This is a genomic window from Ruegeria sp. Ofav3-42, assembly GCF_022347725.1.
Taxonomy (GTDB): Bacteria; Pseudomonadota; Alphaproteobacteria; order Rhodobacterales; family Rhodobacteraceae; genus Ruegeria.
Window position 1 is genome coordinate 83,641 of record NZ_JAKRGB010000013.1, and the last position, 13,780, is coordinate 97,420.

Annotated in this window: 11 protein-coding genes; 5 read left to right on the forward strand and 6 right to left on the reverse strand. The window is 56.7% G+C overall.

Annotated elements, in window-relative coordinates; translation table 11 throughout:
- Nucleotides 1–69: 69 nt before the first annotated feature.
- Nucleotides 70–690: an HAD family phosphatase gene (locus MHN28_RS18105; RefSeq protein ID WP_239344032.1), complete on the forward strand. Its 621-nt coding sequence runs from the start codon at nucleotides 70–72 to the stop codon at nucleotides 688–690.
- A 1-nt stretch (nucleotide 691) separates the two neighbouring features.
- On the opposite strand, the gene MHN28_RS18110 is transcribed toward MHN28_RS18105, so the two are convergent.
- A complete protein-coding gene (locus tag MHN28_RS18110) occupies nucleotides 692–1,930 on the reverse strand; it encodes an MFS transporter (protein WP_239343979.1) in 1,239 nt (412 codons plus the stop codon).
- Between the two features lie 146 nt (nucleotides 1,931–2,076).
- On the opposite strand from MHN28_RS18110, the gene zapE reads away from it, so the two are divergent.
- Nucleotides 2,077–3,135: a cell division protein ZapE gene (zapE, locus tag MHN28_RS18115; RefSeq protein WP_239343980.1), complete on the forward strand. Its 1,059-nt coding sequence runs from the start codon at nucleotides 2,077–2,079 to the stop codon at nucleotides 3,133–3,135.
- Between the two features lie 9 nt (nucleotides 3,136–3,144).
- On the opposite strand, the gene MHN28_RS18120 is transcribed toward zapE, so the two are convergent.
- From MHN28_RS18120 to MHN28_RS18135, 4 genes are read right to left on the reverse strand one after another with little or no spacing between them, the layout of a single operon-like run.
- Nucleotides 3,145–4,419, reverse strand: a complete 1,275-nt coding sequence (locus MHN28_RS18120) for a folylpolyglutamate synthase/dihydrofolate synthase family protein (RefSeq protein ID WP_239343981.1) — start codon at nucleotides 4,417–4,419, stop codon at nucleotides 3,145–3,147.
- The gene (gene accD / locus MHN28_RS18125) at nucleotides 4,416–5,345 is read right to left on the reverse strand and encodes an acetyl-CoA carboxylase, carboxyltransferase subunit beta (RefSeq protein WP_239343982.1); all 930 of its coding nucleotides are present in this window, start codon (nucleotides 5,343–5,345) and stop codon (nucleotides 4,416–4,418) included. The genes MHN28_RS18120 and accD overlap by 4 nt, the downstream gene beginning before the upstream one ends.
- A 59-nt stretch (nucleotides 5,346–5,404) precedes the next feature.
- A complete protein-coding gene (locus MHN28_RS18130) occupies nucleotides 5,405–6,301 on the reverse strand; it encodes a CPBP family intramembrane glutamic endopeptidase (RefSeq protein ID WP_239343983.1) in 897 nt (298 codons plus the stop codon).
- Nucleotides 6,294–9,392, reverse strand: a complete 3,099-nt coding sequence (locus tag MHN28_RS18135) for an ABC transporter transmembrane domain-containing protein (protein WP_239343984.1) — start codon at nucleotides 9,390–9,392, stop codon at nucleotides 6,294–6,296. Before MHN28_RS18135 ends, MHN28_RS18130 begins: the two co-directional genes overlap by 8 nt.
- 243 nt (nucleotides 9,393–9,635) lie before the next feature.
- Between MHN28_RS18135 and MHN28_RS18140 the strand changes: the two genes are divergently transcribed.
- The 3 genes from MHN28_RS18140 (at nucleotide 9,636) to MHN28_RS18150 (ending at nucleotide 12,385) form a co-directional block, all read left to right on the forward strand.
- Entirely contained in the window at nucleotides 9,636–10,397 is a 762-nt protein-coding gene (locus tag MHN28_RS18140) for a DUF6478 family protein (RefSeq protein WP_239343985.1), read from the forward strand.
- Between the two features lie 11 nt (nucleotides 10,398–10,408).
- Nucleotides 10,409–10,768, forward strand: coding sequence for a hypothetical protein (locus MHN28_RS18145; RefSeq protein WP_239343986.1), 360 nt, complete (start codon nucleotides 10,409–10,411; stop codon nucleotides 10,766–10,768).
- A 90-nt stretch (nucleotides 10,769–10,858) separates the two neighbouring features.
- The gene (locus tag MHN28_RS18150; protein WP_239343987.1) at nucleotides 10,859–12,385 is read left to right on the forward strand and encodes an MFS transporter; all 1,527 of its coding nucleotides are present in this window, start codon (nucleotides 10,859–10,861) and stop codon (nucleotides 12,383–12,385) included.
- Nucleotides 12,386–12,436: 51 nt separating this feature from the next.
- Here the strand turns inward: MHN28_RS18150 and MHN28_RS18155 are convergent, their stop codons facing one another.
- Nucleotides 12,437–13,780: a S41 family peptidase gene (locus MHN28_RS18155; protein WP_239343988.1), complete on the reverse strand. Its 1,344-nt coding sequence runs from the start codon at nucleotides 13,778–13,780 to the stop codon at nucleotides 12,437–12,439.

Sequence of the window (13,780 nt, forward strand, 5' to 3'; positions counted from 1 at the left end):
GGGCCTTGATTAATGCTGTTGAGATTGGTTCAGTCCGGTCAATCAGAGATTGAAGAAGCAGGTGCGCACATGTCGGTAGAGGCCGTGATTTTTGACATCGGGAACGTGCTGATCGAATGGCAGCCCGAGCGTTACTATGACCGGGTCATAGGGGAAGATCGTCGCCGCGCCATGTTCCGGGAAGTTGATCTGCACGGGATGAATGACCTGGTCGATCAGGGACATCACTTCACCGATACGATCTATAACTGGGCCGAGAACTACCCCGACTGGCGCGATGAAATCCGTATGTGGCACGACAAGTGGATCGAACTTGCCGCACCCGAAATTCCGCATTCGGTTCGACTGCAACGCGCGTTGCGGACCAAGGGCGTGCCGGTATTCGCGCTGACCAATTTCGGGGTGCAGAATTTCGACTATGCAACAACGGTTTATCCCTTCCTCAACGAATTCGACAAACAATACGTCTCAGGCCGGATGCAAACCGTAAAACCGCATGTTCCGATCTATGAAATGGTCGAGGCCGATTGCGGCCTGCCACCCGAGGCCCTTTTGTTTACTGATGACAGGATCGACAACATCGAAACAGCCCGCGCGCGTGGCTGGCAAACGCACCACTTCACCGGGCCTCAGGGATGGGCAGAACGCTTGGTGAAAGAAGGCCTTCTGGCACCAGAAGAAGCTGTCTAGTTCAGGCTGCGACTGTCTCTGTACGGTTCTCGCGAATGGGCAGATGAACGATCGCGCTGAATGCCCCAATAGCAACGCCGATCCACCAGACCATGGTGTAGTCTCCGTACTGATCATACATGCGCCCGCCCAGCCAGACACCAAGGAAACTGCCAATTTGGTGGCTAAGGAAGATGATCCCGTATAGCGTGCCCATGTAGCGTAATCCGTAAAGATGCGCGACCAGCCCCGATGTTAACGGCACAGTGGCCAGCCAGAGCGAGCCCATGACCAGCGAAAACACAATCACCGAGAGCGGTGTGATCGGGAACACGATGAAGGCCGCTGCTGCGAGTGTGCGCAATGTGTAAACCGTAGCCAACAGGTACTTCTTCGGGAAGTGGTTCCCGGCCCAACCTGCCAGCAGTGTTCCAGCTATGTTTGCCATCCCGATCAAAGAGATCGACACAGCCCCCAGCGCCGAAGTGGTCGTGATGCCAATCGAATGCAACATGCCACCGGGGTCGATGGGTCCGCACATCTCGGTTACGAATGCAGGAAAATGGGCCGTGATGAAGCCGAGTTGATAGCCGCAGCTGAAAAAGCCCAGAAAGATCAGCGTGTAAGAAGGGTCTCGGAAAGCCTTAGTAAGGATTTCTCCCATACTCTCTTCGATTTCCGCCTTGCTGGCCGCCTGCGGCGCACGCATGAACGGAAGCGTCAGAACCAATGCCAGAATTGCGATGGCGAACACGATGAACACCTGCTGCCAGGGCATGAAGCTCAGCATCCACTCGGCGGTTGGCGCGCCGAGGACCTGACCGAAACTGCCAGCCGCCGTGACAATCGCCAACGACATGGAGCGGTTCTCATCCGACGAGGCCCGCCCCACCACGGCAAGGACCACACCGAACCCTGTCCCGGCAATACCGAAACCAACCAGCCAGGCATACATCTGGTGCTCGAACGGGGTGACTGACCACGCCGACAGCACCATACCAGCCGCATAGGTCAGCGCCCCCAGAACAATCGCACGGCGGTCGCCGGCTTTTTCGGCAATCGCCCCGAAAATCGGCTGTCCTATCCCCCATGCAAGGTTCTGAATCGCGATCGCCATCGAGAAATCCGTGCGCAGCCAGCCAAACTCATCCGCGATAGGTATCTGGAATACGCCAAAAGAGGCGCGCACGGCAAAGCTGACCGTGATGATGATACACCCGACGATCAGAATGGGGTTAAGCAGACGTGTGTATTGCGGCATTGGGACCTCGGGTATTCGGAAACTGAAAACTACCCCGTTTCATGGGTGCGTCAATTCAGGAGTTTTGCGGTCACGGATAAGCAAAATTGATGCGTCCAGGAAATGGCCACTTTTCAACGGCCAAGCCGAACGCTATGCCTCGAAACATGACGGGATTGATTTCGCTATATGATACGCAGGTCGCCGAAGGCATCCTGACCAGAGACGACGCGCAAGAGGCCGTTCTTCCCCATTTTGAACGCATCCGGGCCGCTTTGGCGAAACCTGTGAAACGCGGGTTGTTCCGCAAGGCGCCGCCACCGCCCAAAGGCCTGTACCTATGGGGTGGCGTTGGACGTGGAAAATCCATGTTGATGGATCTGTTCGTCGACTCGCTGGGCGATATCCCGTCGCGACGTGTGCATTTTCACGCCTTCATGCAAGAAATTCACGCAGGTATGCACAAGGCGCGCAAGGATGGGGTCGAAGATGCCTTGGCGCCCGTTGCGGCCTCGGTTGTGAAGTCGGTCCGGGTGTTGGCGTTTGACGAGATGCAGATCACCGACATCACCGACGCGATGATCGTTGGTCGTCTGTTCGATCTGTTGCATGACGGCGGGGTCGTGGTGGTTACGACCTCAAATCGCCACCCGGACGATCTGTATAAGGACGGGCTGAACCGTCAGCTTTTCCTGCCGTTCATCGCGCATATCAAAGAACAGTTGGAAGTGTGGGAACTGATCTCCCCCACCGATTACCGACAGAACCGACTGGAAGGCGCGCCCGTTTATTTTACGCCGATCGGACCGGAAGCGCGGGAAAGCATCCGAAGCGTTTGGAACGATCTGGCAGGGGGCAAGGCCGAGCCGCTGATCCTGCAGGTCAACGGGCGCGCGGTAGAGCTGCCAGCCTTCCGCAACGGAGTGGCCCGTGCCAGCTTTTACGACCTCTGCGGGCGGATGCTGGGGCCGGCGGATTACCTAGCCGTCGCCGAAGAGGTCAAAGTATTGGTGCTGGAGGATATCCCACGCCTGTCCCGCAACAACTTCAATGAAGCCAAACGCTTCGTCACACTGATCGACGCACTGTATGAGGCGAAGGTCCGGTTGATCTGTTCAGCCGCTGCTGAGCCCGAGATGCTGTACGTCGAAGGCGAAGGGACATTTGAATTCGAACGTACAGCTTCGCGTCTGCGCGAGATGCAGGATCAGGATTGGGGCCAGTAAAGCCCCGCCCTACCCGTTTTCGCGCAGGATGTTTCCGGCCAGATACAATGAACCACAGATCAGAACCCGTGCCTGCGGATCATTTTCGGTTATGATTTTCAAAGCCTCGGAAACGTTGCCAGCCGTAGACGCTGTCAATCCGACCTGAGCAGCTGCATCAGCTGTATCTGCTGCTGTCAGTGTGTTCGCCTCGCCCGGAATCGACACCCCCGTTAGGCTTTTCGCCTGCGAAGCCAACGGCGCAAGATACCCGGTGACATCTTTTGTGTTCAGCATCCCGCAGATCATATGGGTCGGACGCTCGGGTAGCTTCGACAACAGGTCAGCCAAAGCCTCTCCTGCGGCCGCATTATGCCCACCATCCAGCCACAGCTCGGCCGTTGGGGCCTGTTCGACCAAGGGTCCGGTTTTCAGGCGCTGCATGCGGGCGGGCCACTCAGCTTTGGTCACAGCTGCCTCATAGGCATCGTCCCCAAGGTTCAGGTGGCGCAATACAGCCAGCGCCGCCCCTGCGTTCTGGATCTGATGTGCGCCCAGAAGGTTGGGCAGAGGCAGATCGCGCAGGCCGGTTTCGTCCTGATAGACCAATCGGCCATTTTCCTCGGTGACGTGCCAGTGCTGGCCGTGTACCAGCAACGGTGCACCCAGACGCGCTGCGGTGTATTCAATAACCTCCAGCGCTTCGTCCTGCTGTGGCCCAACGATGCATGGTACGCCGGGTTTTATAATCCCGGCCTTTTCCGCTGCGATCTTGCCCAACGTATCGCCGAGGAACTGTTCGTGGTCGATGGAGACCGGAGTGATAACCGTTACCGCCGGTTCGTGAATGACATTGGTTGCGTCCAGCCGACCGCCCAATCCGACCTCAAGTAAGGTGTAATCTGCCTTCGACCGCGCGAATGCCAGCAAGGCGGCGCAGGTCGTAATCTCGAAATATGTGATGTTCTCACCACCATTGGCGGCGTAGCATTCATCCAGCACCGCCGTCAGATCGGGTTCAGAAATCAGCTCACCCGCCAAGCGAATACGTTCATGAAACCGCGCCAGATGCGGCGAGGTATAGGCATGAGCGGAAAGCCCTGCCCCTTCCAGGCCCGCACGGATCATCGCCTGTGTCGAGCCTTTGCCGTTGGTCCCGGCGATATGGATAACCGGGGGTAGCTTGTCCTGCGGGTTATCCAAGGCGGCCAGCAAACGCCAAACGCGGTCCAAGGTCAGGTCAATGATCTTGGGGTGCAGCGCCATCATCCGATCCAGGATGACGTCTGATGTCTGGGCGGTCATTTCTCTTCCGCGTCTGCCGGAGCTTCGGCTTTTGCATCCTCGTGCTCTGGGGCAGGCAGATCGCCTTTGACGGCCGGAGGCTGGTTCATCAGCATACGCGTGATGGTGATCAGTTCGTCGCGCATTTCCGTCCGCTTGGTAACCCGGTCCAGCATACCATGATCCAGCAGGTATTCCGCGCGCTGGAACCCTTCGGGCAGTTTCTCTCGGATGGTTTGCTCGATTACGCGCGGACCGGCAAAGCAGATCAGGGCGTTGGGTTCCGAGATATGGACATCACCCAACATCGCATATGAGGCCGTCACACCACCTGTGGTCGGGTGGGTCAGCACGACGATGTAAGGCAGGTTTGCCTCTTTCAGCATTTCTACCGCAACGGTCGTGCGCGGCATCTGCATCAGGCTCAGGATACCTTCCTGCATCCGCGCGCCACCTGCCGCCGAGAACAGGATCAGCGGGCGTTTCAGCTTCACCGCCTCTTGGGCGGCCGCGATGATGGCGTTGCCAACGTACATGCCCATCGATCCACCCATGAACGAAAAGTCCTGAGCGGCAGCGACGATCGGGGTGCGCCCGATTTCACCTTTGGCGACAAGCATTGCCTCTTTCTCGCCGGTCTTTTTCTGCGCTGCCTTCATTCGATCCGGATATTTCTTCTGATCACGGAACTGCAGAGGATCGTCCTTGGGTGCAGGCACGGACACTTCCGTGAAGATGCCACCGTCAAACAGGTGTTGGAACCGTTCGCGCGGCGTGATCGCCATGTGGTGCCCGCATTGGGTGCAGACATTCTGGTTTTCCGCCAGTTCGCGATGAAACAGCATCGTTCCGCATTCATCGCATTTGTGCCAAAGGTTTTCAGGCACTTCGCGGCGCGAGAAGATCGAGTTGATCCGGGGGCGGACGTAGTTTGTGATCCAGTTCATGTCGGAACCTTGCTAGTGCGGCTTTGACGTCAAATAAGACGCTACGGAAAGAAATGCAATCAACGCCTGAGCGCAACCCGCGCTGTCAGCCAACTGACAATCATCACAGCGAAATCCACATACAGCCATTGCCGCAGCGCGCCCGTGTCCGACATGTCGTTTGGCAACAGATATAGTGCCAGACCGCTCAGGCCATCAGGCAGTGAAATGAACAACAGCGCCACCATATTGTTGAATAGATGCAATGCAATAGCTGGCCCCAGCGTTCCCGATCTGGCCGTCAGATCTGCTGCCAAAAGGCCGAACATGCCGGACCACACAGCCACCAAAAAAGCGTTGTCTCCCGCAGAACCGGGGGCGAAATGGCCAGCGGCAAACAAGAACGACGGCAGCCCCATCCAGATGATCGGAGACCGGAACCGTGCGGCCAGGCTTTGCTGCATGTACCCGCGAAACAGCACTTCCTCGGCGCTGGTTTGAATCAGTACTGCCATCAGAGATAAAGGAAGAAACAAGAGCCAGGTCGACAGTGCCAGATTCTGCGTCAGTGTCGCCCCCATGTCGTATGGGGGAAGGATAGCCACGATGAGACCGACCACAACCAATGCCCTGAAAACGCGCAAAAATTGCGAGACACCTTCGCGTCGGGGCCCAAGGATCGAACGCAGCGACCGATGCTGCAGACGTCGTGCTGCGATGGAAACACCAAAGGTGACGAAGGCGAAACTGGTCAAAAGCACTAACATCGAAACGGGCGATGCACCGGTCAGCAGGTTTTCGGCCCATTCGAAGGACCCCAGACCAGAAACCAGAGCAAACAACACTAGGTTTAGCAAGGTGACGACAACACCAACAATGGCCAGCCCCACCAGCAGGCGCCACAGCTCGGGTCGCGCACGTCCGGGATTGACCAGACGCTTATGTGCCGCGTACGCGGCGGGTCGGAGATCAGACATTACTGGCCGTTTCCTTGCTCTGCTCGTCGTCCTCAAAGATCAGTGACGTTGCATTGGCGGCATTCAACCTCTGAGAAATCGTGGTCAGGTAACCGGCAACCGTTTGCAGAAGCTGCAATGCCACGCCCGCGTCACTTTCGATAACAGCGCGCAATTCTTCGGCCCCAATGCGCAGAAACGAGCAGTTCTTGACGGCAACCAGATCAAATTGCCGGATCTCACCCGTGATAATCGACAGATCTCCAATCAGGCGCCCCGGTTCGATGACCGAAATTGTTCGTGCTGTCCCATTCTCTTCAGTCCAGATAAGATCGGCTTCACCCGATACGCACAGATAGGCGGCATCTGGCGTCTGCCCCTCGGAAAAGATGATCTGGCCTGCTGCGGCCTCGTACCATTGCGCAGAGAATGCCAACAACCGTTGGTTTCGCCCGTCGATTCCAGAGAAAAGCTCGGTCGAAGAGATGATCTTGAGTTTGCGGCTCAGATCATCCGTGGTGCTGGCTTCTTCCTCGGTCCGGGTTCTCGAAACGCCATCTATGCGACCATCCTTGATCTCAACAAACAGATCATATGCCTCGGGGTGGGCAAAGTGATCTTCCATGAAGAGCATGATCGATTCCGGCAACAATTCACGCAGTTTCAGCCTTGTCCTCAACCGGCTCTCGGAATCATGGCTGGCCAGAGCTTTGTCCAGGATCAACACGTCCGGACGCTTGATGCCAGCGCGCGAGAACGCCGCACGTTCCTGGAACACCGTAGGTAAGTTGTTTCCACCCAACCCCGAAGGCAGGTCGTAGATAGTAGCGGCCGCCCGACGACGCAGGCCCGCTTCGTTCATGGCGTCGGCCACAACGTCTTCAATCTCATCCTTATGCGCCCCGGCCATCAGGGAAATGCGTCCAAACAGAGCGTTTTCCATAACCGTCATGCGTTCGATATAGGTTTCCGGCGTGACCGGGATAAACATACCGTTCATGGACGAGCGCAGCTTTTCAGCCTGTCCGCTTCGAATGGCCAAAATCTTGTCTTTGTACTCGTCCGGGAAATCCGGACCAATCTGTTCAGCTGTCAGCAGAAACGGAACAGTCAGTAACAAGGCCCTTTCGCGATCATTGATACCCGCCTCACCTCTGGCTTTGCGGCGATCCTCAATGTCTAGCAAACGGTGGTACATGTCCTTGGCCATGCCCAGCCGTAAGAACAACGGGTGATCCGCCCCGTCCCGGCCGAATGTCTGGTTCAGCGTCTCAAGCACTGCGCTTGAGATGCTCATGGCATCGTCGTCCAGATCATGGTGGCGCAGCATCCACATGAACCGATCATCGCCGGCCAGAATATCCGGAGAAATATCTCGTGACGGAGCCGCGTAAAGCAGATTACCACCCAATGGAACCGCTGGATTAAACCGTTCCGGGTCGAACCGGTAGACATACCGGGCCAGTCCCTTTTCCTCCAGCCTGCGCGCAACCGTTTCGCGCAAGTTCACAATATCCTTGGCCAATGCAGGATGCTGTTCCGGATCAAACTGGGTGCGCAGCGTTCGGCGGAACATGAACTCGTCGATGCCCATCGCTTCGACCAGTTGGAACCACCAGTTGCGGATATCCTCGATGTCTTCCAATCCGGCTAGCCCGGGATCAATCCATTCATCCGACAAGGAATCCGCTGGGTTCCCGGCACGCACAGCTTCAATCTGCCAGCGGCTTGGTGCCTTTTTCGCATCTGTTTCGTGTTGCGGATGCGTCCGCAATGGCATCAACAGGTTGTCACCCAGCGTTCCGTCAAAAAGATAAGGCCGTGAATAAGCGTACCCAATCCGTGCAGCAATGATTGACTGGTGCAGTTTTCGCAGATCATGACCCGCGATTGTGACGTCCCCCTGAACCGGCAAAAGCTCTCGGGTCAGCAATTGTGCCAAAGCGCCGCGCTCGGCCGCGCTTGCCGACTGGATGGCAACACGTGCGCCCTTGGGGATGGTCAGGTCGATGTCTTCGAGGATGGTTTTACCGTCATCATCCCGCACCGTGACATTGCGCAGTTCGATATCGCCCATGAGGTGGGGAATCGAGTCGGGCTCACCAACAAACAGTTCTTCTGGGATCATGTTGTCCGGAGCAAAGCGCTCCGTCACGACTTCCCATCGCAGCGACATGTCCTGAACCTGATTGTAATAGGTCAGCAGGTCCTTCCACGGGCCACTGAGATCTTTGTAAGCCCCAAGCGCCGCAACAAGGGCACCTACTGTTACCTCACCCTTGATCGCCAGATAACCACCGACCGAATAGAACAGGAACGGCGTCATCTGAGTGATCAGATTGTTGAGGAACTTCATAAAGAACTTCTTGTTGTATATCTTGAAACGGATCTCGAACAAAGTTCCCAACCGATGGCTGAACTGGGCCAGCCGGTACCGCCAACCGCCATTGGTGCGCAGGTCGCTGATCCCCGCGGCGCTTTCACCGATTTCCGAACTGAGGTGTCGCACCTCCTGGATTCGCTCTTTGTTCAGCAGGTTGATCTGGCGCTGCAGCTTTGGGATCAGCCACGCCTGTAAGGGGATCAGTGCAATACTCGCAAGTCCAAACCACACACTTTGCATGAACAGGAAGGTGACGATTGTCATCATCTGGCCGAACTGAAACACCGGCTGGGCAATTGCGTCGCCCATCAGACCTCCCATCGGTTCGGCCTCCGACGTGATCATCGAAACCAGCTCACCCTGGCTAGTGGTGGCAAAGTAGGACTTTGGAAAACGCATGGTGCGGTGAATCAGCGTGAACCGCAATCGGCGCAGCATACGTTCGGCCAACACACCTTTCATCGTGTTGATGCGCATTTTCATCAACCCGCTGGCAATTACAGTCGCCAAAAAGGCCACACAGAGGATCAGCAGGTATTGGACCTGCGTAAACGTGATGCCCAGAACCGTGACGCTATCACTTGGCGCACCAATTGCGTCGTTGATGATCTGCTTTGGCAGTTCGAGCGAGGCGTAAAGAAACGGAAATGACAGCACTGTCAGAGACAACAGCACAAGCTGTTGCTTTTTCGAGTACTTCCAAATGAATGCAAAAAGAGTGGGTTCCATGCCCCGGCCTTGCCTCAGAAATTGATAAGCGGTTTTTTCGGATGATCCACAGCAATCAGGTTCCGGACGGTACGCACAGTCCCGGTTGATTGCAAGAACGGCGGTCCCCCTAGCAGACGCGATCGGCGATGCCCAGTCACAAGCGCGTCAACAGATGGGCAGAATTATCCGGGAATTTGCGCATTGGGCCTTATCCTTGCCACCGTCTTTGACTAAAGAGGGTCAAGTTCAGACGATGGGACCATGGGCAGACTTCTGGATCGCTATTTACACCGCAAAACACTGGCGCGTTGGCGGCAGGTTGCGCAAGGCGCGGTCGGGGCCACAACCCCGCAATTGCGCCAACAGCGCGACGAGGCGCGCAAATTGCGGGTACAGTTGGACCGGTTGATACATGAGGCAAACACTCGACTGACGCGCCCCGTGATCGGATCGACCCAATTCCCGAAACCGCTGGGCACTGACTGGAGCTGGCGACCGGATTTATGGCGCAATCCGCTGCCCCAACTCGGCACTGCCTCGATCCCGCGCAGGGCCGAGCTGGATCGGCAGGTGGGGATCTTTCATGACTGTACCCTGTCCGAGATCGGCGTTCGGCAGTCGCGAAACACCGATGAAAAAGATCTGGCAGCTTTCGGGCTTAGCGTCGAGGTCTTTGGCTTCTCAGGCACTTTTCTGTCCTTGTCCCTGGATTTGCCGCCCGAGGCCGCCCAGGGGCTGACCCGGCAGCACCTTATTCGGGTCGATGCACTGATTAAAACCGAACGCCCATTGGAGATTATCGCGCGACTTAATATTCAGCACGGCCCCAATACCGATTCCGTACCGCGGGCGCTGGATTTGTCTGTCCCTTCAAACTCACTGGATTTCGATCTGGCCAAACTGCCTCTGAATGAGCGGCGTATCGACAAGATCTGGCTGGATCTGGTTCTGAGCTATCCGGCGATGAACCGCGTGGTTATCCGAGACCTGACCTTTTGCCGCCACCATCGTGCCGACTTGTGAGAACTTTGACCATGACACAACCGATCCTGACACCCACCCTGTTCGATAACGGCATCTGGCGCGGAATTCTGCAAACAGATACAGAGCCGAGCATCGAAGTCCGCTACCTGGATCAGGTGCTTGACGATGTCCGTGTGTCCGCAACCAACGGAGGATGGGAAATCACGGTGCCTGTGCCCCTTGCAGCGATTTCCGAAGGGGTTCATTGCTTTGTGATTGCGGACACAGCGACGTCGCAGAAGCTCGGGGACTTCACAATTATTGCCGGGGATCCCGCTGCCGACGATTTGCGATCCGAAGTGGCGTTGTTGCGCGCTGAGTTGGACATGCTGAAACGGGCGTTTCGACGTTCTCAGGCTTCGACGGACTGACCGTCGAGCCGGCCGGTGTGGGCACTTTCCCTATCTTTCCTGTGATTTCCGTGCATCATTAACGTCATCCGAAGCAATCCGGGTGCGCGTATGGACCGCAGCAGTATCGTCAAGGTCATTGCCCTGATGGTGACAGGGTTTGGTATAGGCATCGACTTTACCGGTGCGCTAATTCTGGTCCCTGCCATCGAAAACAGTTTTAATGCAGATATCACCAGCACCCAGTGGGTTCTGAACATCTACGCGTTGTTCTTCGCCATGACCATGGTTGCCGGAGGCCGGATGGGCGACATGTTCGGGCATCGCAAGATGATGATCATCGGCTTGTCGATTTTTCTGTTTTCCTCCATCATGTGCTTTGTTTCCCCCAGCCTCGACTTTCTGATCGGTGCCCGTGCCCTGCAGGGGATCGGAGCAGGCTGTGTCTGGCCCTGCACCCTTGCCTTCGGCGCGACCAAGGTCTCTCGCCCCGAGCATCGCGCCATGATCATGGGGATGATCCTTGCAGGCGTGACCTGTGGCAATGTTTTTGGCCCCCTGATCAGCGGCGCAGCGGTGAACTTCGGCGACTGGCGGCTGTTCTTCCTTGCCAATGTGGTGTTTTCGACCATTTCGATGATTACCGCCCTTGTCCTCATGGAGCGCGAGACCCACCACAAACAGGGCGAACACATCGACTTTGCCGGAATGGGCATACTGTCTTTCGCTGTTCTTCTGCTGCTTTATGGGCTGGACGTGGGTGCCGATTGGGGCTGGACCTCGGTCCCGTTGATGATGCTTTTCTTTGTCAGCGCGGTTCTGTTCTTCCTGTTCCCAAAGGTCGAAAAGCGCGTGAAAGAGCCGCTGTTGCTGCCACAGATGATGCAGAACCGCGAATTTCGCATCACGCTGGGACTGAATATGTTCAACGTTTCTGCCGCCTTTGTCGGACTGCTGTACTTTCCGCAATACATGCAGAAAGTTCTGGGCTGGTCTGTTTTTGAATCGGCGATTGGGCTGGCTCCGCTGACGATCCTTCTGGCTGTCGGTTCAATTGTCTCAGGTACGCTTTACAACGATTTCGGCCCGAAACGCTTGCTGTTCTGGGGATATATGATCGCAACAATCGGCGCGCTAAGCATCGTCGTGATGCCAAGCAATTGGGGGTACTTTCAGATTTTGCCGGGAATGGCGATGATCGGGTTAGGTGCCACTCTGACCGTAGGGCCATCGGGCACGGCCGCGGTGTGTGCAGTCAAACCCGAGCGCGCGGGTCTGGTCGGCGGGCTAAGCTTCATGACGCATCTGGTTTATGGCGCGATATCCGTCGCCTGCGCGACGGCGATCATGTATGTCACCAGCCTGTCCAGTCTTGGCAAGCAGCTGGCAGCGGATGGGATCGACATGTCAGAGGCCGATCAAAGGGCTATCAACGGTGGGACGCTTACGACCGACACGGCCCGCGCGGTCATGGAGAAACTGAGCTCGGACGAGGCTGAAAAAGTCAAATCCGCCATCGCCTCCGCATTCGACACCGGTATGAACACGGCGTTTGTGTTCGCAGCCATTTCGGTTTCGATGGGGGTGATTTTGGCCATGATGCTTGACGAAGAGAAACTGCATAAGGTCGAGAGCTAGCGCCTGCCCCTGCAAAAAGGGCCGCCGATATCGGCGGCCCCTATGATCGGTTTACTGGGACGGACCACCAGTAGGATTGAACGCCGACAGACCTTTGAGGATATCGATGGCATAAGCCAGCTGATAATCCTCTTCCCGCAACTCAGCCGTAGCTTCAGCCTTGGCGCGGTCTTCTTCGATCTGACGGACTTCGTCTTCGCTCAGACTGTCGTTGTTCAGGCTGCCGCGCAGATCCGCTTCAGACCGTGTGCGCGCGTCTGCTTCGTCTTCCTCGGCATCCGGTGTTGGGCGTGGCTGTTCGACGATGATGTCGGGGCTGACACCCAGCGCCTGAATCGAGCGGCCCGACGGCGTGTAGTACCGCGAGGTGGTCAGGCGCATTGCACCATCACCACGCAGCGGCATGACCGTTTGAACCGAACCTTTGCCAAAGCTTTTGGTGCCGACGACAATCGCACGACGGTGATCCTGTAGCGCACCGGCAACGATCTCGGAAGCCGAGGCCGATCCGCCATTGATCAGAACAACGATTGGCTTGCCTTCCGCCAAATCGCCTGGCGTCGCGTTGAACCGTTCACCATCGCTTGGGTCGCGACCGCGGGTGGAAACGATCTCACCTTCGTTCAGGAACGCATCCGAGACCTTGATGGCCTGCGTCAGCAATCCGCCGGGATTGTTTCTGAGGTCCAGAACGACGCCGTTGACCTTTTCGAGACCACCGGCCTCTTCGATCTGCTCATTCAAACCCTCTTGCAGGTTCGGAAACGTCTGGTCGTTGAATGTGGTCACGCGCAGAACTACGCTGGTGCCTTCGGTCCGGGCGCGAACTGCCGTCAGCTTGATGGTGTCGCGGATGATGGTGACATCGAAGGGCTCCTGCTCACCTTCCCGAACGACTGTGATGACGATTTCCGATCCGACAGGGCCGCGCATCAGATCAACGGCTTTGTCCAATGTCAAACCCAGAATGCTTTCGCCGTCGACATGAGTGATGAAGTCACCCGCTTCGATTCCGGCCTCATCCGCCGGAGTGTCATCAATTGGAGATACGACTTTGACAAAGCCTTCCTCCTGCGTGACTTCGATACCTAGGCCGCCGAACTCGCCTCGCGTCTGCACGCGCATTTGTTCAGCATCATCGGGCGAAAGGTAGCTGGAATGCGGGTCAAGCGATGTCAGCATGCCGTCAATGGCTGCTTCAATCAGTTCTTCGGGCTCAACCTCTTCGACATACTGGGCGCGGATACGTTCGAAAATATCGCCGAACAGATCAAGTTGTTCGTACACGCTGGCCTTGCGGTCGGCCTCTTGCGCCAGCAACGGACCAGCGATTTGTGTGGTTGCGATTACACCTGCCACGGTTCCAGCCAGGCCGGCCATCAGAAATTTCTTCAT

What these genes read in the sequence shown, in the direction of transcription:
- MHN28_RS18105 (WP_239344032.1), top strand. Translation starts at nt 70, where the DNA reads ATGTCGGTAGAGGCCGTGATTTTTGACATCGGGAACGTGCTGATCGAA.
- MHN28_RS18110 (WP_239343979.1), bottom strand. Translation starts at nt 1,930, where the DNA reads ATGCCGCAATACACACGTCTGCTTAACCCCATTCTGATCGTCGGGTGT.
- zapE (WP_239343980.1), top strand. Translation starts at nt 2,077, where the DNA reads ATGACGGGATTGATTTCGCTATATGATACGCAGGTCGCCGAAGGCATC.
- MHN28_RS18120 (WP_239343981.1), bottom strand. Translation starts at nt 4,419, where the DNA reads ATGACCGCCCAGACATCAGACGTCATCCTGGATCGGATGATGGCGCTG.
- accD (WP_239343982.1), bottom strand. Translation starts at nt 5,345, where the DNA reads ATGAACTGGATCACAAACTACGTCCGCCCCCGGATCAACTCGATCTTC.
- MHN28_RS18130 (WP_239343983.1), bottom strand. Translation starts at nt 6,301, where the DNA reads ATGTCTGATCTCCGACCCGCCGCGTACGCGGCACATAAGCGTCTGGTC.
- MHN28_RS18135 (WP_239343984.1), bottom strand. Translation starts at nt 9,392, where the DNA reads ATGGAACCCACTCTTTTTGCATTCATTTGGAAGTACTCGAAAAAGCAA.
- MHN28_RS18140 (WP_239343985.1), top strand. Translation starts at nt 9,636, where the DNA reads ATGGGCAGACTTCTGGATCGCTATTTACACCGCAAAACACTGGCGCGT.
- MHN28_RS18145 (WP_239343986.1), top strand. Translation starts at nt 10,409, where the DNA reads ATGACACAACCGATCCTGACACCCACCCTGTTCGATAACGGCATCTGG.
- MHN28_RS18150 (WP_239343987.1), top strand. Translation starts at nt 10,859, where the DNA reads ATGGACCGCAGCAGTATCGTCAAGGTCATTGCCCTGATGGTGACAGGG.
- MHN28_RS18155 (WP_239343988.1), bottom strand. Translation starts at nt 13,780, where the DNA reads ATGAAGAAATTTCTGATGGCCGGCCTGGCTGGAACCGTGGCAGGTGTA.